General features: G+C 50.5%; 22 protein-coding genes and 3 tRNA genes. 6 read left to right on the top strand and 19 right to left on the bottom strand.

Translation table 11 applies throughout. The annotated features are described in order from the left end of the window. From holA to leuS, 3 genes are read right to left on the bottom strand one after another with little or no spacing between them, the layout of a single operon-like run. Entirely contained in the window at nucleotides 1–1,032 is a 1,032-nt protein-coding gene (holA, locus tag D9741_RS19380) for a DNA polymerase III subunit delta (RefSeq protein WP_130219435.1), read from the bottom strand. Further along, entirely contained in the window at nucleotides 1,032–1,610 is a 579-nt protein-coding gene (gene lptE / locus D9741_RS19375) for an LPS assembly lipoprotein LptE (protein ID WP_130219437.1), read from the bottom strand. The genes holA and lptE overlap by 1 nt, the downstream gene beginning before the upstream one ends. 14 nt (nucleotides 1,611–1,624) lie before the next feature. Then, a complete protein-coding gene (gene leuS / locus D9741_RS19370) occupies nucleotides 1,625–4,207 on the bottom strand; it encodes a leucine--tRNA ligase (RefSeq protein WP_001297565.1) in 2,583 nt (860 codons plus the stop codon). A 235-nt stretch (nucleotides 4,208–4,442) separates the two neighbouring features. On the opposite strand from leuS, the gene D9741_RS19365 reads away from it, so the two are divergent. Then, nucleotides 4,443–4,925 (top strand): zinc ribbon-containing protein, encoded by a 483-nt coding sequence (locus tag D9741_RS19365; protein WP_001044880.1) that lies wholly within the window; start codon nucleotides 4,443–4,445, stop codon nucleotides 4,923–4,925. A 70-nt stretch (nucleotides 4,926–4,995) separates the two neighbouring features. On the opposite strand, the gene ybeQ is transcribed toward D9741_RS19365, so the two are convergent. Continuing rightward, nucleotides 4,996–5,973, bottom strand: coding sequence for a Sel1 family TPR-like repeat protein YbeQ (gene ybeQ / locus D9741_RS19360; RefSeq protein ID WP_130219439.1), 978 nt, complete (start codon nucleotides 5,971–5,973; stop codon nucleotides 4,996–4,998). 163 nt (nucleotides 5,974–6,136) lie between these two features. Here ybeQ and D9741_RS19355 point away from each other — a divergent pair, with 163 nt between their 5' ends. Both D9741_RS19355 and D9741_RS19350 read left to right on the top strand, forming a co-directional pair. Further along, on the top strand, nucleotides 6,137–6,844 hold the full coding sequence (locus D9741_RS19355; protein ID WP_130219441.1) for a DUF1266 domain-containing protein: 708 nt from the start codon (nucleotides 6,137–6,139) through the stop codon (nucleotides 6,842–6,844). Beyond that, on the top strand, nucleotides 6,841–8,268 hold the full coding sequence (locus tag D9741_RS19350) for a J domain-containing protein (RefSeq protein WP_130219443.1): 1,428 nt from the start codon (nucleotides 6,841–6,843) through the stop codon (nucleotides 8,266–8,268). The genes D9741_RS19355 and D9741_RS19350 overlap by 4 nt, the downstream gene beginning before the upstream one ends. Nucleotides 8,269–8,277: 9 nt before the next feature. Here D9741_RS19350 and D9741_RS19345 read toward each other — a convergent pair whose 3' ends face one another. Continuing rightward, nucleotides 8,278–8,832 carry a tetratricopeptide repeat protein gene (locus D9741_RS19345; protein ID WP_130219445.1) on the bottom strand — a complete coding sequence of 185 codons (555 nt, stop codon included), beginning with the start codon at nucleotides 8,830–8,832 and terminating at the stop codon, nucleotides 8,278–8,280. 101 nt (nucleotides 8,833–8,933) lie between these two features. Here D9741_RS19345 and D9741_RS19340 point away from each other — a divergent pair, with 101 nt between their 5' ends. After that, nucleotides 8,934–9,641 (top strand): DUF1266 domain-containing protein, encoded by a 708-nt coding sequence (locus D9741_RS19340; protein WP_130219447.1) that lies wholly within the window; start codon nucleotides 8,934–8,936, stop codon nucleotides 9,639–9,641. Beyond that, the gene (gene djlC, locus D9741_RS19335) at nucleotides 9,638–11,089 is read left to right on the top strand and encodes a co-chaperone DjlC (RefSeq protein WP_130219449.1); all 1,452 of its coding nucleotides are present in this window, start codon (nucleotides 9,638–9,640) and stop codon (nucleotides 11,087–11,089) included. The genes D9741_RS19340 and djlC overlap by 4 nt, the downstream gene beginning before the upstream one ends. Before the next feature lie 110 nt (nucleotides 11,090–11,199). On the opposite strand, the gene hscC is transcribed toward djlC, so the two are convergent. The 11 genes from hscC to miaB all read right to left on the bottom strand — a co-directional run bounded on the left by hscC (nucleotide 11,200) and on the right by miaB (nucleotide 23,408). Then, the gene (gene hscC / locus D9741_RS19330) at nucleotides 11,200–12,870 is read right to left on the bottom strand and encodes a molecular chaperone HscC (protein WP_130219451.1); all 1,671 of its coding nucleotides are present in this window, start codon (nucleotides 12,868–12,870) and stop codon (nucleotides 11,200–11,202) included. 83 nt (nucleotides 12,871–12,953) lie between these two features. Continuing rightward, the gene (gene rihA / locus D9741_RS19325; RefSeq protein ID WP_130219453.1) at nucleotides 12,954–13,889 is read right to left on the bottom strand and encodes a pyrimidine-specific ribonucleoside hydrolase RihA; all 936 of its coding nucleotides are present in this window, start codon (nucleotides 13,887–13,889) and stop codon (nucleotides 12,954–12,956) included. 117 nt (nucleotides 13,890–14,006) lie between these two features. Next, the gene (gene gltL / locus D9741_RS19320; RefSeq protein ID WP_130219454.1) at nucleotides 14,007–14,732 is read right to left on the bottom strand and encodes a glutamate/aspartate ABC transporter ATP-binding protein GltL; all 726 of its coding nucleotides are present in this window, start codon (nucleotides 14,730–14,732) and stop codon (nucleotides 14,007–14,009) included. Next, nucleotides 14,732–15,406 carry a glutamate/aspartate ABC transporter permease GltK gene (gltK, locus tag D9741_RS19315; protein ID WP_000272824.1) on the bottom strand — a complete coding sequence of 225 codons (675 nt, stop codon included), beginning with the start codon at nucleotides 15,404–15,406 and terminating at the stop codon, nucleotides 14,732–14,734. Before gltK ends, gltL begins: the two co-directional genes overlap by 1 nt. Continuing rightward, nucleotides 15,406–16,146: a glutamate/aspartate ABC transporter permease GltJ gene (gltJ, locus tag D9741_RS19310; protein ID WP_000020944.1), complete on the bottom strand. Its 741-nt coding sequence runs from the start codon at nucleotides 16,144–16,146 to the stop codon at nucleotides 15,406–15,408. Before gltJ ends, gltK begins: the two co-directional genes overlap by 1 nt. A gap of 169 nt (nucleotides 16,147–16,315) precedes the next feature. Continuing rightward, nucleotides 16,316–17,224, bottom strand: a complete 909-nt coding sequence (gene gltI / locus D9741_RS19305; protein WP_001177085.1) for a glutamate/aspartate ABC transporter substrate-binding protein GltI — start codon at nucleotides 17,222–17,224, stop codon at nucleotides 16,316–16,318. 396 nt (nucleotides 17,225–17,620) lie between these two features. Beyond that, nucleotides 17,621–19,159: an apolipoprotein N-acyltransferase gene (gene lnt / locus D9741_RS19300; RefSeq protein ID WP_130219456.1), complete on the bottom strand. Its 1,539-nt coding sequence runs from the start codon at nucleotides 19,157–19,159 to the stop codon at nucleotides 17,621–17,623. A gap of 24 nt (nucleotides 19,160–19,183) precedes the next feature. Beyond that, nucleotides 19,184–20,062, bottom strand: a complete 879-nt coding sequence (gene corC, locus D9741_RS19295) for a CNNM family magnesium/cobalt transport protein CorC (protein ID WP_001278605.1) — start codon at nucleotides 20,060–20,062, stop codon at nucleotides 19,184–19,186. Nucleotides 20,063–20,151: 89 nt separating this feature from the next. Then, nucleotides 20,152–20,619, bottom strand: a complete 468-nt coding sequence (ybeY, locus tag D9741_RS19290; protein ID WP_000084469.1) for an rRNA maturation RNase YbeY — start codon at nucleotides 20,617–20,619, stop codon at nucleotides 20,152–20,154. Beyond that, complete coding sequence (locus tag D9741_RS19285) at nucleotides 20,616–21,656, bottom strand: PhoH family protein (protein WP_001018040.1); 1,041 nt, start codon at nucleotides 21,654–21,656, stop codon at nucleotides 20,616–20,618. The genes ybeY and D9741_RS19285 overlap by 4 nt, the downstream gene beginning before the upstream one ends. Before the next feature lie 327 nt (nucleotides 21,657–21,983). Further along, nucleotides 21,984–23,408 (bottom strand): tRNA (N6-isopentenyl adenosine(37)-C2)-methylthiotransferase MiaB, encoded by a 1,425-nt coding sequence (miaB, locus tag D9741_RS19280; protein WP_000162740.1) that lies wholly within the window; start codon nucleotides 23,406–23,408, stop codon nucleotides 21,984–21,986. Nucleotides 23,409–23,553: 145 nt separating this feature from the next. Here miaB and ubiF point away from each other — a divergent pair, with 145 nt between their 5' ends. Further along, entirely contained in the window at nucleotides 23,554–24,729 is a 1,176-nt protein-coding gene (ubiF, locus tag D9741_RS19275) for a 3-demethoxyubiquinol 3-hydroxylase (RefSeq protein ID WP_130219458.1), read from the top strand. A gap of 153 nt (nucleotides 24,730–24,882) precedes the next feature. On the opposite strand, the gene D9741_RS19270 is transcribed toward ubiF, so the two are convergent. The 3 genes from D9741_RS19270 to D9741_RS19260 form a co-directional block, all read right to left on the bottom strand. Continuing rightward, nucleotides 24,883–24,957, bottom strand: a tRNA-Gln gene (locus D9741_RS19270). Nucleotides 24,958–24,994: 37 nt separating this feature from the next. Next, nucleotides 24,995–25,069 (bottom strand) — tRNA-Gln (locus tag D9741_RS19265). A 48-nt stretch (nucleotides 25,070–25,117) separates the two neighbouring features. Next, nucleotides 25,118–25,194: transfer RNA gene (locus tag D9741_RS19260), tRNA-Met, on the bottom strand. Nucleotides 25,195–25,228 lie beyond the last annotated feature (34 nt).

Raw genomic sequence — 25,228 nt, 5'->3', positions numbered from 1 at the left:
TCAACCGTCGATAAATACGTCTGCCAGTGGTTTATGGCACAAAAGAAGAGATAATCCCTCCAGTTCTGCCCACACTGACTGACCGTAATCTTGTTTGAGAGTAAGTTCCGTTCGTGTCAGGAGTTGTACAGCCTGACGTAACTGTGGCTGACTCAGGCGATTTAGCGCTTCGCTAATCATGTTACGACGGTTCTGCCATACCCGATGCTTGTCAAACAGCGTACGCAGTGGAGTATAAGCAGACTGACGCTTCAGATTAACCAGCAGCAACAGCTCACGTTGCAAAGTGCGCAACAATATCACCGGCTCACTGCCTTCCAGACGCAACTGCTGAAGAATATGCAATGCACGCTTGCTTTTGCCACTCAACAAAGCGTCAACCCAATGAAAAGGGGTGAAATGAGCGGCATCATTCACCGCTTGCTCAACGCGCGGCAGTGTCAGTTTGCCGTCCGGCCAGAGTAGCGATAAACGCTCCAGTGCCTGTGCCAGCGCCAGCAGGTTTCCTTCATAACAGTAGCAGAGCACCTGATTCGCCGCGTCATCCAGTTCTAAATTGAGCTGTTTTGCTCGCGCGGCAACCCAGCGAGGAAGCTGGGCTTGTTCTGGGGTCTGGCAAGTAACCTGCACGCTACGGTTTGCAAGCGCAGTAAACCAGGCGGCATTTTCCTGCGCTTTGCTCAATTTATTACCGCGTACGATCAACAGCAGATCGTCATGCAGCAATCCGGTGAGCGTGAGGAGTTGTTCATTGATCGCCGCATTTGGCCCATTTTCAGGTAGCACTAACAACAAGGTTTGCCGACTGGCAAACAGGCTCATTGCCTGGCATAGCGAAAAGATCGCATTCCAGTCAGTGTTGGGATCAATGGAAAAAGTATGGTGTTCTTCAAACCCTTGTGCGGCGGCGACCTGACGAATGGCGTCCTGGCTTTCTTGCAACAACAGGGGATCGTTACCAAGTAAAAGATAGGCCGCGCGCAGCCCTTCAGTGAGCTGCGCGCGGAGCTGTTCCGGGTACAACCGAATCATCAGTTACCCAGCGTGGTGGAGACGCGTGCAGGCGTTGCTGTGGTATCCGTTGTTGTCGACGTTTCTTCGTCGGAACGGACGTCCGCAGCGCGAATGCTTGGCAGCTTACGAATAAGCTGTTCGGCGGCACGGTCGTACATCTCTTTAATGATCATGTCCTGCTCGTTATCTTTCGCTAACGCCATTTGCGGGTTATCGAAGAACGAACGGAAGACTTTGGCGCTAATCGGGTAGATATCACGGCCGGGGATCAACACGGTCGCATTAACCGTCATGATCATCTGATACTCTGCTGTTTGACCGTTACGGAATACCGATGCGGTATCTTTCGCAATGCTCACTTTACCCAAACGCAGGGATGGAACGTCCTTACGCGTGGTTTCTTTATCAAGCAACTCGACACCGTTCAGACGTAACTGGTTACGCACCGCACGGCTTAACGGCCCGTTCGGATCGCCTGAGTCCAGGATCATGACCTTCATAGTGGAAGGAACCTGCGTGGTATCACGCAGATGCCAGCCACACCCGGCGGTGATTAACACCGCCAGAGATAACAACAATGTTGCCAGATATCGCACGCTTCCTCCCGCGCTTAGCCAACGACCAGATTGAGGAGTTTACCTGGTACGTAAATCACTTTACGCACGGTAACGCCATCAAGATATTTTGCTACCAGATGTTCCTGGCCAGCACGTTCACGAACTTGTTCTTCCGTTGCATCCACCGGAACGGTGATTTTGGCACGGACTTTACCGTTAACCTGAACAACGACCAGCGTGGAGTCTTCCACCATCGCTTTTTCGTCAGCCACCGGCCACGGCGCGTTGTCGATATCGCCTTCGCCTTTCAGCTCCTGCCACAGCGTGAAACAGATGTGTGGGGTGAACGGGTTAAGCATACGAACTACCGCCAGCAGCGCTTCCTGCATCAGGGCGCGATCCTGCTCGCCATCGGTCGGTGCTTTCGCCAGTTTGTTCATCAGCTCCATAATCGCCGCAATTGCGGTGTTGAAGGTCTGACGACGACCGATATCATCGGTCACTTTAGCGATCGTTTTATGCACATCGCGACGCAGCGCTTTCTGATCTTCAGTCAGTGCATCGACGTTCAGTGCCGCAACATCACCTTTAGCAGTATGCTCGTACACCAGTTTCCAGACACGTTTCAGGAAGCGGTTAGCCCCTTCCACGCCAGACTCCTGCCATTCAAGAGTCATATCCGCCGGAGAAGCAAACATCATAAACAGACGAACGGTGTCCGCGCCGTAACGTTCAACCATCACCTGCGGGTCGATACCGTTGTTCTTCGACTTGGACATTTTGCTCATGCCGGTATAAACCAGTTCATGGCCTGCCGCGTCTTTCGCTTTCACGATACGGCCTTTTTCGTCACGTTCAACGATAGCATCAACCGGGGAAACCCAGTTACGTTCGCCGTTTTCGCCAACATAGTAGAAGGCATCTGCCAGCACCATACCCTGACACAGCAACTGTTTCGCTGGTTCGTCAGAGTTCACCATGCCTGCATCACGCATCAGTTTGTGGAAGAAGCGGAAGTAGAGCAGGTGCATGATGGCGTGTTCGATACCACCAATGTAGATATCCACCGGCAGCCAGTAGTTAGCCGCTTCGGAATCCAGCATACCTTCTTTGTACTGCGGGCAAGTGTAGCGCGCATAGTACCAGGAGGACTCCATAAAGGTGTCGAAAGTGTCGGTTTCACGCAGCGCTGGCATACCGTTAACGGTAGTTTTTGCCCACTCCGGATCTGCTTTAATCGGGCTGGTAATGCCGTCCATCACCACATCTTCCGGCAGGATCACCGGCAGCTGGTCGTCCGGGGTCGGCATTACAGTACCGTCTTCCAGCGTCACCATCGGAATCGGCGCGCCCCAGTAACGTTGACGGGAAACACCCCAGTCGCGCAGGCGGTAGTTTACTTTACGCTCGCCAACGCCCATCGCAGTCAGTTTATCGGCGATGGCGTTGAAGGCCGCTTCATGGTCAAGACCGTTGAACTCGCCAGAGTTGAACAGCACGCCTTTTTCAGTCAGTGCCTGCTGAGAAAGATCGGGTTCAGAACCATCAGCCGCCAGGATAACCGGTTTGATGTTCAGGCCGTATTTAGAGGCAAACTCGTAGTCGCGCTGGTCGTGACCCGGAACCGCCATAACTGCGCCCGTGCCGTATTCCATCAATACGAAGTTTGCTGCCCAAACGGGAATTTCTTCGCCCGTTAATGGGTGAACCGCTTTAAAGCCAGTATCGACGCCTTTTTTCTCCATCGTCGCCATTTCAGCTTCGGCAACTTTGGTGTTACGGCATTCGTCAATAAAGGCCGCCAGTTCAGGATTATTTTCTGCCGCTTTCTGCGCCAGCGGATGACCTGCCGCTACCGCCAGGTAGGTACAACCCATAAAGGTGTCCGGGCGGGTAGTGTAAACGGTCAGCGTGTTGTCATAGTCGTTAACGTTGAAGGTGATTTCTACGCCTTCGGAACGACCAATCCAGTTACGCTGCATGGTTTTAACGGTGTCTGGCCAGTGATCCAGTTTATCCAGATCGTTGAGCAGCTCGTCAGCGTAAGCGGTGATTTTGATAAACCACTGCGGGATCTCTTTACGTTCAACTTTGGTATCGCAGCGCCAGCAGCAGCCGTCGATAACCTGTTCGTTCGCCAGTACGGTCTGGTCGTTCGGGCACCAGTTGACCGCAGAGGTCTTCTTATACACCAGGCCTTTTTTATACAGCTCGGTGAAGAATTTCTGTTCCCAACGGTAGTATTCTGGCGTACAGGTTGCCAGCTCGCGGCTCCAGTCATAACCAAAGCCCAGCATTTTGAGCTGGTTTTTCATGTACGCGATGTTGTCGTACGTCCACGGTGCTGGCGCGGTGTTGTTTTTTACCGCCGCGCCTTCCGCAGGCAGACCAAACGCGTCCCAGCCGATCGGCTGCAGAACGTTTTTGCCCAGCATGCGCTGGTAGCGGGCGATCACGTCACCGATGGTGTAGTTGCGTACGTGGCCCATGTGTAGTCGACCAGAAGGATAGGGAAGCATAGACAGGCAGTAATACTTCTCTTTGCTCTCGTCTTCGGTTACTTCAAATGTGCGCTTCTCATCCCAATGAAGCTGTACTTTGGATTCTATCTCTTCCGGGCGGTATTGCTCTTGCATGGCAGCCAGTGGTCCTGTTTTCATTACGGCTACAAAAGTAGCGTTAGAGGTGGTTTTTCAGATCCGCATAGCATAGCCCAAACGTCCGCGTCAAAACAGCCTTTCGCGCACTCGACGTTGAAATCGCACAGCGGTAATCCTTGCACGAATTTACACACTCTGTGGGCAGTCTTGCAAAGTTGAGCGTAAATAACGTCTATTATTATAGCCAGTTAACGACACGGGAGATGAAATGATGAACAAGGTTGCTCAATATTACCGTGAACTGGTGGCGTCATTAAGCGAGCGACTGCGTAATGGCGAACGCGATATCGATGCACTGGTAGAACAGGCGCGTGAGCGTGTAATAAAAACAGGGGAGTTAACGCGGACCGAGGTCGATGAACTGACTCGGGCCGTCAGACGTGACCTGGAAGAGTTCGCCATGAGTTATGAAGAGAGCCTGAAGGAAGAATCCGACAGCGTTTTTATGCGGGTGATTAAAGAAAGCCTCTGGCAGGAACTGGCGGACATCACCGATAAAACGCAGCTTGAATGGCGTGAAGTTTTCCAGGATCTCAATCATCACGGGGTTTATCACAGCGGAGAAGTGGTAGGGCTGGGGAATCTGGTCTGCGAGAAATGTCACTTCCATCTCCCGATCTACACGCCGGAAGTGCTGACGCTATGCCCGAAATGTGGTCATGACCAGTTCCAGAGACGCCCGTTCGAGCCGTAATAGTTTGATTTCGCACACTAATAAAGAGAATTTGGGCCGAATGAAATTCCCCGGCCCTTGTTTTTTATCTCTACAGTAAATCTTCAATCTCACGGATTTCTTGACTGACATCCCTGGTACCGGATGACTGAACTTTACGATACAGGTCGAGAGCCTGTCGGAGATCAACAGGTCTTCCTTCTCCGTAGTGATACATAATGGCCAGGTTATACCAGGCAGTGGCGTGATCGCATTCAGCGGCTTTCGTAAACCATTCAAAGGCAGCGTTATAATCTTTCTCAACGCCTTGCCCATGTTTATACATATAGCCGATGTTAACGTAAGCGCCGATGCTTCCCTGAGCGGCAGCCTTCAGATACCAGTACATCGCTTGTTTATAGTCCTGGTCTACCCCTTCGCCAGCGTTATAAGCCCACGCAATTTGAAACTGGGCGTGCCGATTACCCTGCTGTGCGCTTTTCAAATACCAGAATGCGGCGAGAGTCTTGTTTTGAGCAACGCCTTCTCCATCTTTATAAAGATCGGCCAGATTGTCTTGCGCGTCACTATGGCCTTGCAATGCAGCTTGTTTGTACCAGAAAAATGCCAGCGTATAGTCTTGTGCGACTCCGTTGCCATTTCTGTACATCCACCCAAGATTATTTTGCGCATAAGACATTCCGCTCTCTGCGGCTATCTGATACCAGGCAACCGCTTCTTTATCGTTGGGGTCTTCTCCACGATCCAGTATCCAGCCAAGGACGTTGGAAGCGAAAGTATGTCCTTGTATGGCAGCTTTTTTCAGCCAAAAGATGGCTTGCTCATTATCTTTATGACGGCTTTTATCCTCGGAGTATTTCCGCCCTAAGGAATATTGTGCTTCACAATGGTCTTGCCCGGCGGCAAGCTTTAGCCAGTAAAAGGCCTTTTCGTCGTCCGGAGAGTCAATTGCGCTATCGCGATTGTAATAAAATCCAACAATATATTGAGCCTCACTATCGCCTTGTTCAGCACGTTCGATAATCTCATCTATTGATAAATTATCGCAGCGACTTGACGTAAAAATCATTATCATTTCCTTATGGTTGCAGATAAAGCATATTATATTTTTATATGTTCCATTTTTGCGTAAGCCTTATTTTATGCGTATTATGTTGCGTCAGAAAAGTATAAATAAATGAGCCTCGCAATGTAGTTTACATTCATTAAATGAATGTTTAAGGATAAATTATATGGACATGGAGTCGCAAAAAATATTGTTTGCACTTTCCACCCCGATGGAAATACGCAATGAATGCTGTTTACCTTCGCATTCATCCCCCAAAATGTATTTAGGTACATGCTTTTTTGACCTTTCTTCCTCCTGGGGAATTGATGACCGTGATGACCTGCTGCGCACAATTCACCGAATGATCGATAACGGTCATGCTGCACGGTTGGCTGGGTTTTATCATCACTGGTTTCGTTATTCGCCATGTGAATGGCGTGACTATCTTGCTGAATTAAATGAGCAAGGTCAGGCTTACGCGCAATTTGTCGCCAGCACCGCTGAATGCTGTGGCGAAGGGGGGATCAAAGCCTGGGATTATGTCCGGATGGGTTTTTTAAGCCGAATGGGCGTACTTAATAACTGGTTGAGTGAAGAAGAAAGTCTATGGATCCAGTCGCGCATTCATCTACGGGCGCTACGTTATTATAGTAACTGGCGGCAATACTTTGCCGGTTATACCTTTGGTTGGCAATATTGGCAGTCTCCCGAGGATGATAATCTGCCTTTATTACATGAATTCTTAGCGCGTAAAGAATACGACGATTCCGGCAATGATATGTTTTATCAATTATTTGCCAGTGACGATGCATATTACGCGACCTTACCCTGGCAACCACTGGCTGACTACCCCGCATGCCCGGAAACGCTTAAGGATATGAGCGACCTATGAAAAATTGCTGGAAGATCCTCGAAATAGAGGAAACAACTGACGTCGATATTATCCGTCGCGCTTATCTGGGGTTGTTACCGTCCTTTCATCCAGAAACCGATCCACAGGGCTTTAAACAACTGCGTCAGGCGTATGAAGACGCGCTACGGATTGCGCAGTCGCCAGCTAAATCTGTTTGGCAACCAGAAGAACATGAAGTTGCAGAACATGAAATTCTGCTCGCCTTTCGTGCGTTACTTGCCTCTGATAGCGAACGTTTTCTGCCCTCAGCCTGGCAGCGATTCATTCAGCAATTAAATTATTGCTCGATGGAAGAGATTGATGAATTACGCTGGTTGTTGTGCGCGATAGCTATGAACACTGCCCATTTATCCTTCGAGTGCATGGTGTTATTAGCAGAAAGATTGCGGTGGTTGCAGGAGGAAAACACCGAGGAAATAGACGAAGAAGAACTGGAATCCTTTTTATATGCCATTGCGAAGGGGAATATTTTTAACTTCCAGACCATCCTGCATCTGTCCGTTGCCGTGCAAAATGACACCATTGATTTTTACCAAATGTTCGCTCGGATTTGGTCATCGCATCCAGAATGGCTGACACTGTATTTAGCGCAACATCGCGCAGTGATTATCCCCGATGATGCAAAACTGCACAGAAATTTACTGTGCTGGTATACCTCAAGCCGCCTGGGATTACCTGAACTCCTGGATTACGCTCGGTCGTGGCGGGAAGCTGAACCTGATAATGAAGATGCGCGTTATTATGAATACGCGCAACGCGTCTATTGTGGGGAAGGCGAAAACCTGCTGGCAGAACTTTGTGATTACTGGCGCAAGTCTCCCTCTACCCAGGCGGATGCTTTAATGTTGCAATGGTGCCGTCAGCATCGGGTCGATTATTACCCATTAGTGGTGATGATGATTGAAGCTCGTGAACTGGTTAACGATCAGGGAAAACCGCTACTTTATGTCCCCGGCGACAGCGCCCGTACGCGCTTTCAATTATACGAAATACTCAGCCATGAAAAACTCTCTGCGCTGGGGCGTTCTCTGGTCGAGATGGTTTTGCACAAAGGGCGTAAGCCGCGAATCTCACTCACGCGTGATACAGAGCATCCCTTATGGCCATTATATTTAGTTGCTAAACAATTAGTACTGGCGAACCAGCCTACAGAAGAATCATTAATGCCGATCGTCGCTCGTCTTGATGCAGAAGATCGTTGCCCACTGGAAGCATTAATTATTCGTCGATTATTAATTCAGTCGGCGAATTTTACCGAGAAGCAAACCGTCGAACCGGAGCCGCAACCGCAGCCAATGCCTGTTGATGATGGTGGGCCGGGCTGTCTGGGCATCATTAAAATTATTTTCTATATTTTTATTTTTGCTGGTTTGATAGGGAAAATACTCCATCTCTTCGGGTGACAGTCGACGTTAATGTGCGGGAAGCCCAGCAAGCAATCTTTCCGCATTTTTGTAATGTTGTTTGGCGGCCAGTTTTAACCATTTTTGAGATTCATAATGGTTAACATTAATACCAGTGCCATTTCTGTAGATCAAACCCAAAGTATATTGAGCATGAGCATACCCTTGTTCAGCTGCTTCCTTATACCAGAGAATTGCTTTACGGGTATCGGGTTTGACTCCCAGACCTTTCAGGTAGATCCACCCCAGTTTGCTTTGTGCGCGCGGATTTTCCTGTTCTGCTGATTGCTCATACCAGTATCTCGCCTGTGTATAATCCAGTGGTTTACCGTCGCTACCATGAAGATAAAATTCGCCAAGGCGATATTGCGACGTTGAGTGACCATGAATCGCGGAAAGCTCCGTTGCTGCCGTGGTAAACGGAAGACTGCCTGGGGATCTTAAATAATCAAAGACATAATTCACCATAGCTTTATCGCGCAAAGTCGTTTTCTTAGGTTGGCTAATACAAGTGATAGCTGCAACTATAAATATTGCGAATATAAAATATATTTTTTTGTTCATTTATCAATACTTCGATTTTCTTTTTATTTTGAAAGCGTCAAGTTTATACTCATCATTAATAAAAAAGTAGTCAGTTAATGTACTTAAAGGATTGTTAATAAATGGATAAGGAAGAACAACGCCTTCTATTTGCGCTTTCTACGCCAATGGAGATTCTTAATAAGGGATGCAAGCCTGCACATGACTCGCCAAAAATGTATACCGGAATAAAAGAATTTGATCTGTCATCATCCTGGGGAATAAATAATCGTGATGATTTAATTCAGACTATTTACCAAATGACCGATGATGGTCACGCAAATGATTTAGCCTGGTTATATCTGGCATGGCATCGCTCTTCACCTGAAGAGTGGAAAGCATTAATTGCTGGTGGCTCTGACAGAGGGCTGATTTATACCCAATTTGTTGCACAAACTGCTATGTGCTGCGGGGAAGGGGGAATCAAAGCCTGGGATTATGTTCGAATGGGGTTTCTGTCACGGGTCGGTGTGCTCAACAAGTGGCTGACGGAAGAAGAGAGTTTATGGCTGCAATCGCGCGTCTATGAACGAGCACACCATTACTATCAGAGTTGGATGCACTATTTTTCCGCCTATTCGTTAGGACGTCTCTACTGGCAATCCGCTCAGTGCGAAGACAATGCTTCGCTACGCGAGGCGCTGACCTTGTACAAATATGATAGCGCCGGGAGTCGGATGTTCGAAGAGCTGGTAGCGGGAAGCGATCGTTTCTATGCCACGCTTCCCTGGCAGCCATTAACTGCCCAACCTGAATGCCCGGCAACGCTTAAGGATGTGAGCGACCTATGAAAACATGTTGGCAAATCCTCGAAATTGAAAGCACGACGCAAATAGACATTATCCGCCAGGCTTATCTTGCTCGCTTACCGTTATGTCATCCCGAAACCGATCCGCAGGGGTTTAAAGCGTTACGTCAGGCCTATGAAGAGGCGCTGCGACTGGCGGTAAATCCTGTCGAGGAAGCAGATTATGAAGAAAAAGATGCCGCCGCTGAACATGAAATACTACGTGCATTCAGGACATTACTGGATTCAGAAAGTGATCGTTTTCAGCCCTCCGCCTGGCAGAAATTTATTCAGCAATTAAATACCTGGAACATGGAGGATGTCGAACAATTACGCTGGCCGCTGTGTGCAATCGCTATAGAAGCGCGATATCTTTCATTAAATTGTGCTTCTTTGCTGGCAGAGCGTTTGAACTGGCATTCATTTAGTGACAGCGAAGGAATGGATGAAGAAGAGCGGGAGGCTTTTCTTGAGGCCATTCAGGCTGGTGATTGTTTCGATTTCCTTAGCCTTCTGGAATATCCCGTCGCGTTACAGAACCAGACTGTTGAATATTACTTCGCGCTGGAACGTTGCTGCCGTTACCATCCTGACTATGTCATTGCATTTTTGGCGATGGCAGGTCCGTGGTTAATTCCTGATGATGCGAAGTTGCATCGCAAACTATTGCGCTGGTACAGCTCGGCGCAAACAGGTATGGCGGAACTCATTCCTGTAGCCAAACAGTGGCAAATGGAAGAACCAGAAAGCGAAGATGCCCGATATTACTTGTGTGCACAACGCTTGTACTGCGGTGAGGGGGAAAGCCTGCTTGCCGATCTCGGCGCGTACTGGGAAAGTTACCCATCTACACAAGCTGATAATTTGTTGTTGCAGTGGAGCAAGCGTCATTGCCCGGATTATTTCGCGTTATTAGTGATGGTTATCGAAGCGCGAAGCATGATTGATGCGCAAGGTAAACCGTTGAAATATGTTCCTGGTGAGAGCGCCCGGACGCGGCTGCTATGGGCGGAAATTTTACATAGCGGAAAATTATCGCCGTTAGGTCAATCGTTTATCGAGTCGTTATTCTTCAAACGCAAAGCATGGGCGTGGTGGAAATCGAGAGTCGGTAGTGAGACAGGGCAAGATTCACCGTTACTGGATCTGTATCGGGTATCGGAACAGGTAGTACTGGAAGCGTTTCCGAAACAAGAGATGCTGGCCCGTCTTAATACAAGGCTGGAAGGCGGAGACGCTCATCCATTAGAGGCCATTATCACCCGGATGCTGTTAACGAAAGTGAAACTCGAACCGGTGGATGAAGATGTCGATGAGCCTATACCTGAAAATCATGAAGAGATAAATGATGAGGATGAAAAACCACAGAGCATTACCAGCATTATTAAAATCAGCTTAACGGTGCTGGTGATAGGTTATGCTCTCGGCAAAATCGCGATGTTGCTCAGTTAGATGCGATGCTGACGCATCTTATCTTTCAATGTCGGATGCGATGCTAATGCATCTTATCCGACCTACGAGTAGGCCGGATAAGGCGTTCACGCCGCATCCGGCAGCCGTGTTTAAGGGATCTCAATGGCCAAATAATCGCTCGCCCGTCGACGAACTTCATCGACGCGGGCCATATCGTTTGACTGCAACGCCTCATCAAAATCGGTGATCACCCGGCCAATCTCTTCTCGCTCGTCACCCAGTGCACGCGCCCACAACTCTTCCAGTTTGGCTTTAAAGGTACGGTTGATGAGCATATCGCGCGGATAAATTTTCAATGCGGATAACCGCGCCCGACTCTCTTCAATCTGCTGAGCGCTCAATGTTACCGAACTGTGATTAATGACTCTGGACTTAACGCTGCCGTCTTCCAGAAGCACGTCAACTTCAAGCAACCCGTTGATATCATAACTAAAGCGAATATCAATCGACTGATAAGCCCCGGTTTTCTTCAACGGCACATCAAATGATTCCACCAGAATGTTATTTTTAACTTTGTGGTTTTCTCCCTGATAGACGTTAACCGTAATTGAATCCTGTTCCGGATGCATGGTTGAGTAAGTTTCTACACGCGATACAGGCACAGTGGTGTTGCGTTCAATAATTGGCGAGAAAATGCCGGAAACGCCCTGGCGGTTAACTTCAACGCCCAACGAGTAGGGGCAAATATCGGTGAGGATCACTTCTTCAATGTCTTCGCTGCGTAAGCGGCAGGCGGCCTGGATCGCTGCGCCCAGCGCGACAATGGTGCTCGGGTCGTAACTTTGATACGGTAGTTTGCCAAACAGACGCACGGCGATTCGCTGCACCAGCGGCATTTGCGACGCACCGCCGACCAGTACCAGGCTGTCGATTTGACTCGGCTTCAGACGTGCATCGCGCAACGCCTGTTCAATCGGCACACGCAAGCGGTTGAGTAGCGGTAACCACAAATCTTCCAGTTCGTTCTCGTAAAATTCGCATTCACGTGTTTCTTCCTGGTACTGCCAGCGAATGTGCATTGGCGATTGATTGCTACATTTTGCCGCTTCCACACAGGCATACAAGGCTGCCAGTTCACTCTCGTTAAGCGTGGTCCTGGCGACTTCCGCGCGTTTTAAAACCTCATCGACCAGCATATGAGTAAAATCTTCGCCACCGAGGAAGTTATCGCCAGCGGAGGCGTGAACTTCAATCACCGGCGTGGCGTACTCGAGCACCGTGACGTCAAACGTGCCGCCACCGAGATCAAAAACCAGCGAGCGGGTATTTTGCTGCGTATGCAGGCCATACGCCATCGCGGCTGCCGTTGGCTCATTAATCAGGCGCACTGCATTTAGCCCGGCTAACTCTGCTGCTAAACGGGTATGCTTGCGTTGTTCATCGCTGAAATAAGCCGGAACAGAGATCACCACATCTTTAATCGGTTGTTGCAGGAATTCTTCAGCATCTTCTTTTAATGAGCGTAATACCAAAGAGGACAGTTCTGGCGCGTTAAATGTGTCGCTGCCTAACCGCCAGTTGGTATTACTGCCCATTGCACGTTTAAATAACGCTGCGGTTTTATCCGGATGCGAAGTGCGCCGTGATACAGCCGGTTTTCCGACTAAAATATGGTTATTTTCATCCATGCTAATTATGGATGGTGTTAAATATTCACCGAATTTATTTGGAATTAATTGTGCGGCACCGTCTTTCCAGACAGCAATTAAACTATTGGTAGTACCGAGATCGATACCAATGGCGAGTTCTGCATTATCCATTGCATTTATATCTTGAAAGAAAAAGAGATAACCAGATTAAGACCACCCTGGTAAAACGTGGTGATCTTAATCAATAAGGAGTATTAAGCGTAAAATTTCAGACGTTCAGCCAGTAAATCAACAAAGCCCTGACGATCAACATCGACCATTACAGTGGCATTCGGTTTATTACCGGTCAGATAGTAATAATCAACAACCGTCATCCCCTGGGTATATTTCCCCTGTGTTTCAACGCCGACCCAGCGCTCCACGGTGGTAAACAACTCGGGTTTCAATAGCCAGGCAATGGTGCATGGGTCATGCAACGGCGCGCCGACAAAGCCCCATTTTTCGTCTTTATGATATTCGAGGAAGAAATCCAGCAGTTCGGCAACTATGGTTGAAATTGGGTTACCAATCGCGCGGAAACGCTCGGTGTCCTCAACGTGGATTTGTGCTTTGTGAGTAACATCCAGACCGGCCATCACCACCGGAATCCCGGACTGGAAGACAATTTCTGCCGCTTCCGGGTCAACGTAAATATTAAATTCAGCCGCAGGCGTCCAGTTACCAAGCCCCATTGCGCCGCCCATAATCACGATACGGGCGATTTTGCTGTGCAGTTCCGGATGGCTATTGAGCAGCAAGGCGACGTTAGTTTGCGGTCCGGTAGAAACAATGGTGACAAGTTCCGCACTTTCACGCAGCGTTTTCGCCATCAGCTCCACCGCCGTACAGTTTTGCGGAGCAAACGTCGGTTCCGGTAATGCCGGACCATCCAGACCGCTTTCGCCGTGTACGTTGTCCGCGATAATCAACTCACGCATTAACGGTTTCACCGCACCGCTTGCTACCGGAATATCGGTGCGATTAAGCAAGGTAAGCATACGCAGAACATTGCGTAATGTTTTATCGGGTGTCTGGTTTCCGGCGGAAGATGTGATGGCTTTGACATCAAGCTCTGGTGAGGCGAGGGCGAGAACTATTGCGATAGCGTCGTCATGACCTGGGTCGCAATCTAACAGAATTGGCAGTGCCATTGTTGCTCCTTGTTGTGTGTTTCTTTGCGACAAGGGTAACGCCGGAATGTAACAGATACGAGGACCGAAACGATAAAGCGTGAGATGGCGCGCACCTGGGTATGCGCGCCAGAAGGATTAGTGCAGGATTTTCGCGAGGAAGTCTTTTGCGCGGTCCGATTTCGGATCATCGAAGAAAGCCTCTTTCGGCGAGTCTTCGACAATTTTTCCCTCGTCCATAAAGATCACCCGATTCGCCACTTTACGGGCAAAGCCCATTTCGTGGGTCACCACCATCATCGTCATTCCTTCGTTCGCCAGTTCGACCATCACGTCCAGCACTTCGTTGATCATCTCCGGATCCAGCGCCGATGTCGGTTCGTCGAACAGCATCGCAATAGGATCCATGCACAATGCGCGAGCGATCGCCACACGCTGCTGCTGACCGCCGGAAAGCTGCGCCGGAAACTTATTGGCATGTGCGGAAAGTCCCACGCGCTCCAGCAATTTCAATGCTTTTTCACGAGCCGGCGCTTTATCGCGTTTAAGCACTTTCACCTGCGCCAGGGTCAGGTTTTCGATAATCGACAGATGAGGGAACAGTTCGAAATGCTGGAATACCATCCCGACGCGGGAACGCAGCTTTGCCAGATCGGTTTTCTTGTCGTTAACCACGATACCATCGACAGTGATTTCACCTTGCTGCACTGGTTCGAGGCCGTTGACGGTTTTAATCAGCGTTGATTTGCCGGAACCAGACGGGCCACAAACCACCACCACTTCGCCTTTTTTCACTTCGGTTGAGCAGTCGGTCAGCACCTGAAAGTGACCATACCATTTTGAAACATTTTTCAGGGTAATCATTATGCTGTCCTTCTTTTCAAGTAGCTGACCAACAACGACGCGCTAAGGCTAATAACGAAATAAACAAATCCGGCAAACAGGATCATCTCAACCTGCGTACCATCACGCTCACCAATGGTTGAGGCGGTACGGAAGAAATCGGCCAGAGATAACACATACACCAGTGAGGTATCCTGGAACAGTACGATGCCCTGAGTGAGCAGCAGCGGCACCATCGCGCGGAACGCCTGCGGCAGAATAATCAGTTTCATCGACTGCCAGTGAGTCATTCCCAACGCCAGCGCGGCGCTCGACTGACCACGAGAAATACTTTGAATACCGGCGCGGATAATCTCTGAATAGTAGGCCGCTTCAAACATCGAAAACGCCACCATCGCAGAAATTAAACGGATATCATTTTTTGGCGATAATCCCAGCACGTTTTGCAGAAAACCCGGCACAATCAGGTAAAACCACAGCAAAACCATAACTAAAGGAATCGAGCGGAATACGTTAACGTAGGCTTTGGCAAACCACGCTACGGGCGCAAAGCTGGACAAGCGCATCACCGCCAACATGGTGCCCCACAAAATACCAATCACGACTGCCGTGACGGTGATTTTCAGGGTGATCACCAGCCCGTCGAGCAGATATGGCAGGGAAGGGACAATGGAACTCCAGTCAAACTCGTACATTATTTGCCTCCCATGTTGCCGGGCAGGCGAACTTTACGTTCAACCAGCGTCATCACCAGCATGATAACCGCGTTAATCAACACATACGCCAGCGTGATGGCGGTAAACGACTCCCAGGCGTGGGCCGAGTAATCAAGCAATTTACCGGCCTGCGCTGCCATATCCACCAGACCGATAGTCGAGGCGATGGCGGAGTTTTTCACCAGGTTCATCATCTCTGAGGTCATCGGCGGGACGATAACGCGATAAGCATTAGGCAGCAGTACGTAGCGGTAAGCCTGCGGTAGCGTCAGACCCATCGCCAGCGCGGCATTTTTTTGCCCACGCGGTAGCGACTGAATAGCGGCGCGTACCTGTTCGCAAACACGGGCGGCGGTAAACAGCCCCAGGCAGAGCATGGATGAAAGGAAAAACTGAATATTGGGATCCAGCTCGGCCTTAAACCACATGCCGATTTTCTCCGGCAGCAACTCCGGGATCACCAGATACCAGGTAAAGAATTGCACAATCAACGGCACGTTGCGGAACAGTTCTACATACAACGTACCCAGACCGGAGAGAAAACGGTTTGGAACGGTACGTAAAATGCCGAAAAATGAACCGACGAGGAAAGCGATAATCCAGGCGCAGATCGACAAAGCGATCGTGACCTGAAAACCACTCCAGATCCAACCAAGATAGGTGGTGTTGCCGAACGGGGCTTGTTGTAAAAAAATACCCCAGTTCCAGTCTATAGACATAAATCTACTCCAGAAAAAAGAGGGTAGCAGCGTTAACTGCTACCCTCGAAGATTGTTACCCAGCGTATTGCGGTTTTCAGGCCCGATGGGGAACGACCATCAGGCGTATAGTCTGTCCGTGCTACGTAACAATCGAGAGGGCTGGAATTTCCGCCCCTGGTTCTTGTAATTAGTTCAGTGCTTTGTCATTCGGTTCTTTGAACAGTGCTTTCATTTCGTCCGACAGTTCGAAATTCATGTTCAGGTTTTTCGGCGGAATTGGATTTTTGAACCATTTATCAAACCATTTTTCCGCTTCACCGGAGGTCTGCACCTGAGCGATGGTGTCATCCATCAGCTTTTTGAACTGCGGATCGTCTTTACGCAACATACAACCGTAGGCCTCCTGAGACTGCGGCTTGCCGACGATTTCCCAGTTGTCTGGTTTCTTCGCTTTCGCACGTTCACCGGCTAGCAGAGCGTCATCCATCATAAAGGCAACGGCACGACCGCTTTCCAGGGTGCGGAAAGAGTCACCGTGATCTTTGGCGCTGATGATGCGCATATTCATTTTTTGCTCTTCATTCAGTTTGTTGAGCAAAACTTCAGAGGTAGTGCCGGAAGTGACGACTACGGCTTTGCCTTTCAGGTCGGCAAAATCTTTGATATCGCCGCCCTTTTTGGTCAGCAGGCGCGTACCGACCACGAAAATAGTGTCAGAGAAAGCCGCCTGTTTTTGGCGTTCGACGTTATTGGTGGTGGAACCACATTCAAAATCGAAAGTGCCGTTTTGCAGCAGAGGAATACGGTTTTGTGAGGTGATCGGAATCAGTTTCACCTGCAAGTCCGGTTTGTTGAGTTTCTTTTTCACTGCTTCAACAATGGCGTTGGAGTAATCCTGCGAGTAACCCACCACTTTTTGCTGATTGTCGTAATAAGAGAAAGGCACTGAAGATTCACGGTGACCGACGACAATCACACCGTTTTTGGCGATTTTGTCCAGAGTACTGCCCGCTGCCGGGGCGGCGTCATCTGCCTGTGCCAGTCCTGCGGAAAGCGCCAGGGCCAGGATTGCTGTGGCAGGTTTACGTAATTGCATATCCAACTCCTTTATCTTCTGCGTTAAAAACGCATGGATACCCGTTGTGAGTGTTTGTGTTGTTATCATCTGCAACTTTATTGTGCAGTGTTGTGCTTGTTAGGTAACATTTAGTTTGGCTAAATGTAAAGATATTGCTGTTTTATTGTTTGTTTTTGCGAGATGCGCCGCACCATTCCGAAGCAAAATTCTTAAAATGCACTCTTTTAGTGCTACCGCTGGATTACTGTGGTGCAACCAGGTTGTACTGATGCTGATTCAGGGTTTGCCTTGTATAACAAAGCAATAGATGTGCCAAAGTTGGATAGGGGAATTTTATTATCCGGATAACGCACTGATGCCGCATCCGGCGAGCGTGCCGAAATACGGGATGTATTCCGGCACGATAAGAAGGGATTATTTACGTCGCTGACGCAAGCTCATCAACACAGCGGCAAAACCAAACAGTGCCGTCAGCACCCACAGCGGCCAGTTGCCGGTACGTGCGTACGGTGTGAGTCCGGTGGTCGGCGTCACGTTAGTGGTCAACACCTCGCGGGTGAATTGCGGGATCATCGCCTGAATCTCCCCCTGCGGGCCAATCACCGCCGTAATGCCGTTGTTGGTGCTGCGCAACAGTGGGCGCGCCAGCTCCAGCGCACGCATTCGCGCCATCTGGAAGTGCTGCCAAGGACCAATAGACTTACCAAACCACGCATCGTTGGAGATAGTCAGCAGATAGTCGGTATCCGGGCGGAAGTTATCGCGCACTTGCTCGCCAAGAATGATCTCATAGCAAATGGCCGCAGTAAGCTCAATACCATTTACCGATAGCGGTGGCTGGATATATGGCCCACGGCTGAACGACGACATCGGCAGATCAAAGAACGGTGCTAACGGACGCAGTATCGACTCCAGCGGGACAAACTCGCCAAACGGAACCAGATGGTTTTTGTTATAGCGATCGGCTGATTCGTAGCTGTACGGTGCACCTTTACCCAGCGTGATGATGGTGTTGTAAGTATCGTAACGATTCTGCTTATTGAGACGCGCATCGACAATCCCGGTGACCAGCGAGCTACCTTTGTCGCGCAACTCATTGTCCAGTGCTTTGAGGAACGGTTGCTGATTAATTTCCAGATCGGTTATCGCCGACTCCGGCCAGATAATCAGCGATGATTTGCCCATCAGCGGTGCCGTTGCGTTGTAGTAAATCTTCAGCGTATTAAGAAGCTGACTTTCATCCCACTTCAGCGATTGCGGAATATCGCCCTGAACCATCGAAACCTGAATGGTTTTCTCCGGTTGCGGGGTAAACCACTGGATGTAACGCAGCGGGAAGGGAAGGGCAAACAGTACGACGGCCACCACCAGCGGACGCCAGTTGCGTTTGACTAACGCCAGTGCCAGCAGGCCGCTAACCATCATCAGCAGGAAGTTAATGGCTTCCACGCCCATTATCGGTGCCAGCCCTTTTAACGGGCCATCAATCTGGCTATAGCCGAACTGTAACCACGGGAAGCCAGTCAGCACCCAACCGCGCAGAAACTCGGTCACTTGCCAGAGAGCAGGGGCGGCAATCGCCACGCGCAGCCAGGTGGTTTTCGGCCACAGACGCGACAGCACGCCAGCAAACAGTCCGGTATACAGCGACAAATACGCCGCCAGCAGTACCACCAGGAAGATGTTAACCGGGCCAGGCATTCCGCCAAAGGTCGCGATGCTGACATAGACCCAGTTAATACCGCTGCCAAAGAGGCCAAATCCCCAGCAAAAGCCAATAGCGGCAGACTGGAGTGGACGGCGGTTAAAGGTCAACGCCTGAAGCCCCATCAGCGAAATAATCGCCGCAGGCCAGACGTCGTAAGGAGAGAAGGCCAGCGTTCCGCAGGCACCGAATAATAACGCCAGCAGCAGGCGAATGCGCTGGCGTTCAATTAATGAGGCAAAAGCCATGTAGTTATCTATCCAGTTTCGGTTTTATTCATCCAGCTTCGGCTGGGGTGAGTCATCCGGGATTTTGACATGAACCTGAATAATACGCCGACTGTCGGCCATCGCCACTTTGAACTGGTAACCGTCGATGTCGATGGTTTCGCCACGCGCCGGAAGATGCCCAAATGCCTGCATCACCAGACCACCGATAGTGTCGACCTCTTCATCGCTAAAGTGGGTGCCGAACGCTTCGTTGAAGTCTTCAATGGAAGCCAGTGCGCGCACGGTCCAGGTATGACGACTCAGCTGACGGAAGTCGATATCATCTTCTTCGTCATACTCGTCTTCAATCTCACCAACAATCAGTTCCAGGATGTCTTCAATGGTCACCAGACCGGAAACCCCACCGAATTCGTCAATGACGATCGCCATGTGGTAACGCTGAGAGCGAAACTCTTTCAGCATCCGGTCTACGCGCTTACTTTCAGGAACGACAACCGCCTGACGTAACACTTTGTCCATGCTGAAGGCTTCAGCATCGCTGCGCATAAACGGCAGCAAGTCTTTCGCCATCAGAATCCCTTCAATGTGATCTTTGTCTTCGCTAATCACCGGGAAACGTGAGTGGGCGGACTCGATGATGACATCAAGGCATTCGTCCAGCGTCTGGTTGCGTTTCAGGGTAATCATCTGGGAGCGGGGGATCATGATGTCGCGGACGCGTTGGTCTGCGATGTCCATCACCCCTTCGAGCATATCGCGCGTATCTTCGTCGATAAGGTCGTTCTGCCCGGAATCACGGATCAGCGCCAGCAGTTCGTCACGGTTTTTCGGTTCACCGTGGAAAAGTTGGCTGAGTAACAGGGAGAAAAATCCCTTCTTGTTGCTTATCGTGTCACTACTGTGTGAATTGTCGTCGCTCATGGCGTCGTATGGGTTCTCATGTTAGTTAATCAAAACGCCGTCGTTAATCACCAACGGCGGGGACATCTGCCAGTCAAATGCCTGGCAAATTATTCTTTCTCGGCAATGTACGGATCCTCATAGCCCAGAGCAAGCATAATCTCTGTTTCGAGGGCTTCCATTTCTTCTGCTTCGTCATCTTCGATGTGATCGTAACCTAACAAATGCAGACTACCGTGCACCACCATATGCGCCCAGTGCGCCTCCAGTGGTTTGCCTTGCTCCTGTGCTTCCTTCTCAACCACCTGACGGCAGATAACCAGATCGCCCAGTAGCGACATCTCCATGCCAGGCGGCACTTCAAACGGGAAGGAGAGCACGTTGGTCGGCTTATCCTTACCGCGATAGGTCAGATTCAGACTGTGGCTTTCGGCGGTATCGACCACGCGAATCGTCACTTCCGATTCTTCCTGAAACTGCGGGATCACCGCATTCAGCCATGTTTGAAACTGGCTCTCTTCCGGTAACCCGGAATTATCTTCACATGCCAGTTGTAAATCGAGGATCACCTGACTCATTTTTGTTCCTGTTCTTCGCGCTTGCGTTCTGCCGCCAGCGCAGCTTTACGTTTTTGTTCGGCTTCTTCCCAGGCTTCATAAGCGTTAACGATACGCGCCACCACCGGGTGACGAACCACGTCTTCGCTGTGGAAGAAGTTAAAGCTGATCTCTTCGACATCGGCCAGCACTTCGATGGCATGACGCAAACCAGACTTGGTATTACGCGGCAGGTCGATCTGCGTGACGTCGCCGGTGATAACCGCTTTTGAGTTAAAACCGATACGGGTCAGGAACATCTTCATCTGTTCGATGGTGGTGTTCTGGCTTTCATCAAGAATGATAAACGCGTCGTTCAGCGTACGACCACGCATATAGGCCAGCGGTGCGACTTCAATAACGTTGCGCTCAATCAGTTTCTCGACTTTCTCAAAGCCCAGCATTTCAAACAGCGCGTCGTACAGTGGGCGCAGATACGGGTCTACTTTCTGGCTTAAATCGCCAGGCAGAAAGCCCAGTTTCTCACCGGCTTCTACTGCCGGACGAGTCAGCAAAATACGGCGAATTTCCTGACGCTCCAGGGCATCAACTGCCGCAGCCACTGCCAGGTAGGTTTTACCCGTACCCGCCGGGCCAACGCCGAAGGTGATGTCATGGTCGAGAATATTGGCGATGTACTGCGCCTGGTTTGGCGTGCGCGGCTTAATTACGCCGCGTTTGGTTTTGATATTGACCGCTTTGCCGTACTCCGGCACGCTCTCCGCGCTTTGCTCCAGTACCCGCGCTTCTTTAATCGCAAGGTGGATCTGTTCCGGTTCGATATCCTGAATCTGACCGCGCATCGGGGCGGTATCGACATACAGGCTGCGAAGAATGTCTGCCGCGGCGGTGACGCAAATCGGGCGGCCGGTCAGTTTAAAGTGGTTATCGCGGCGATTGATTTCGATGCCGAGACGGCGTTCGAGTTGTTTGATGTTGTCATCAAACGGGCCGCAAAGGCTCAACAGACGCGCGTTGTCTGCTGGCTCCAGGGTGATTTCGCGAGTGTCTATGTTCAAACTGTTCCTCTTATCTGTATGCCGCCGGAAGCTGAACATTCACCGGCCTATAACGAAATTATTCACGCCACAGGAAAAAGGCGCAAGCATTGCGATAAAGATGGGGATAAAGAGAGAAAAAACAAGGCCCACCGGAACGGCGGGCCAGTGATTATTGACGAAGTGCGTGTTGTTCATGCCGGATGCGGCGTAAACGCCTTATCCGGCCTACAAATTCATGCGAATTCAATATATTGCTGGAATCATGTAGGCCTGATAAGCGTAGCGCATCAGGCAATTTGCGTTTGTCGTCAGTCTCAAAACTTACCAGACCGGCGGGCCTGAGAATTACGGCTGATAATAACCCACGCCAAGGTCGTTTTCTTTGCGAGTACGGGCAATCACCGATTCCGGAGTTTCTGCCACGCGCAGACCCATTTCATCTTCAGTACGCACCACTTTACCGCGCAGAGAGTTCGGGTAGACGTCGGTAATTTCTACATCGACGAATTTACCGATCATATCCGGCGTGCCCTCGAAGTTGACCACGCGGTTATTTTCAGTACGACCGGAAAGCTCCATGATGCTCTTACGCGATGTACCTTCTACCAGAATACGCTGGGTGGTGCCGAGCATCCGGCGGCTCCATGCCATCGCTTGCTGATTGATACGTTCTTGCAGAATATACAGACGCTGCTTCTTCTCTTCTTCCGGAACATCATCAACCATATCGGCGGCTGGCGTGCCCGGACGTGCAGAGAAGATAAAGCTGTAGCTCATGTCGAAATTGACGTCGGCAATCAGCTTCATCGTTTTCTCGAAGTCTTCGGTGGTTTCGCCAGGGAAGCCAACGATGAAGTCAGAACTGATCTGAATATCCGGACGTGCCGCACGCAGTTTACGGATGATCGCTTTGTACTCCAGCGCCGTATGAGTACGGCCCATCAGGTTCAGAATACGATCGGAACCGCTCTGTACCGGCAGATGCAGGAAGCTCACCAGCTCCGGCGTGTCGCGATACACTTCGATGATATCGTCGGTGAATTCGATCGGATGGCTGGTGGTAAAGCGAATACGATCGATCCCGTCGATCGCAGCAACCAGACGCAGCAAATCGGCAAACGATCCAGTGGTGCCGTCGTAGTTTTCACCACGCCAGGCGTTCACGTTCTGACCGAGCAGGTTGACTTCACGCACGCCCTGAGCAGCAAGCTGGGCAATCTCAAACAGAATATCGTCGGACGGACGGCTTACCTCTTCACCACGGGTGTAAGGCACCACGCAGTAGGTGCAATATTTATTGCAGCCTTCCATGATGGAGACAAACGCGGTCGGCCCTTCGGCGCGCGGTTCCGGCAGACGGTCGAACTTCTCGATTTCCGGGAAGCTGATATCTACAACGGGGCTGCGGTCGCCGCGCACGGAGTTGATCATCTCCGGCAGACGGTGCAGCGTTTGCGGCCCAAAAATAATATCGACATAGTGGGCGCGCTGGCGAATGTGCTCGCCTTCTTGCGATGCCACGCAGCCGCCGACGCCGATAATCAGGTCTGGATTCTTCTCTTTTAACAGTTTCCAGCGACCCAACTGATGGAAGACTTTTTCCTGAGCCTTCTCGCGGATTGAGCAGGTGTTCAGCAGCAGCACATCCGCTTCTTCCGCCACGTCGGTCAGTTGATAGCCGTGGGTGGCATCCAGCAGATCGGCCATCTTCGATGAATCGTACTCGTTCATCTGACAGCCCCAGGTTTTAATATGGAGTTTTTTGGTCATCGACTTGCTCTTGCGAAATAGTAGCCAGGAATGCAGGGCGCATAGTGTAATGCTTTGCTGCCGTTGTGACCAGTATGAGCGTTATCAGCCCTTGGGGGTAAAAATCCTGTAAACTTAAAGCATATTGCTAACAGGATGATTGACCATGACAAATCAACCAACGGAAATTGCCATTGTCGGCGGAGGAATGGTCGGCGGCGCGCTGGCGCTGGGGCTGGCACAGCACGGATTTGCGGTAACGGTGATCGAGCACGCAGAACCTGCGCCGTTTGTCGCTGACAGCCAGCCGGATGTGCGGATCTCGGCGATCAGTGCGGCTTCGGTATCATTGCTTAAAGGTTTAGGCGTCTGGGATGCGGTACAGGCCATGCGTTGCCATCCTTATCGCAGACTGGAAACGTGGGAGTGGGAAACGGCGCATGTGGCGTTTGACGCCGCTGAACTTAAGTTACCGTTGCTGGGCTATATGGTAGAAAACACTGTCCTGCAACAGGCGCTGTGGCAGGCGCTGGAAGCGCATCCGAAAGTAACGTTACGTGTGCCAACTTCGCTGATTGCGCTGCATCGCCATAATGATCTTCAGGAGCTGGAACTGAAGGGCGGTGAAACGATCCGCGCGAAGCTGGTGATTGGTGCCGACGGCGCAAATTCGCAGGTGCGGCAGATGGCGGGAATTGGCGTTCATGCCTGGCAGTATGCGCAGTCGTGTATGTTGATTAGCGTACAGTGTGAGAACGATCCCGGCGACAGCACCTGGCAGCAATTTACCCCGGACGGACCGCGTGCGTTTCTGCCATTGTTTGATAACTGGGCATCGCTGGTGTGGTATGACTCTCCGGCGCGCATTCGCCAGTTGCAGAATATGAATATGGTGCAGTTACAGGCGGAAATCGCGAAGCATTTCCCGTCGCGTCTTGGGTACGTGACGCCGCTTGCCGCAGGCGCTTTTCCGCTGACGCGTCGCCATGCGTTGCAGTATGTGCAGCCGGGGCTGGCGCTGGTGGGCGATGCCGCGCATACCATCCATCCGCTGGCGGGACAGGGAGTGAATCTTGGTTATCGTGATGTTGATGCCCTGATTGATGTTCTGGTCAACGCCCGCAGCTATGGCGAAGCATGGGCCAGTTATCCTGTGCTCAAACGTTACCAGATGCGGCGCATGGCGGATAACTTCATTATGCAAAGCGGTATGGATCTGTTTTATGCCGGATTCAGCAATAATCTGCCGCCGCTGCGTTTTATACGTAATCTTGGTTTGATGGCGGCGGAACGTGCTGGCGTGTTGAAACGTCAGGCGTTGAAATATGCGTTAGGGTTGTAGCCTTACAACATTGCCGGATGCATGCCAACCGTAGGTCGGATAAGACGCGCCAGCGTCGCATCCGACTTTGAAGGATAAGACGTGTCAGCATCACATTCGGCATTGAATATACGCAGAAAAGCAAAAAGCTCGCCGAAGCGAGCTTTTTTAATGTGGCTGGGGTACGAGGATTCGAACCTCGGAATGCCGGAATCAGAATCCGGTGCCTTACCGCTTGGCGATACCCCAACTGGGTGCACTTACAAAGTAAGCGTCTTGAATAAATTGGCTGGGGTACGAGGATTCGAACCTCGGAATGCCGGAATCAGAATCCGGTGCCTTACCGCTTGGCGATACCCCAACAAATCTGTTTTTGAACTTGCCGAATCTATTCGACAGATTCAGAATTTGGTGGCTACGACGGGATTCGAACCTGTGACCCCATCATTATGAGTGATGTGCTCTAACCAACTGAGCTACGTAGCCAGATTATTTCTTCGATGGCTGGGGTACCTGGATT

This window comes from Escherichia sp. E14V7, assembly GCF_004212225.1.
Taxonomy (GTDB): Bacteria; Pseudomonadota; Gammaproteobacteria; order Enterobacterales; family Enterobacteriaceae; genus Escherichia.
The sequence above is the reverse complement of the archived record's forward strand: the minus strand, read 5'-3'. Positions and strand labels throughout refer to the sequence as shown.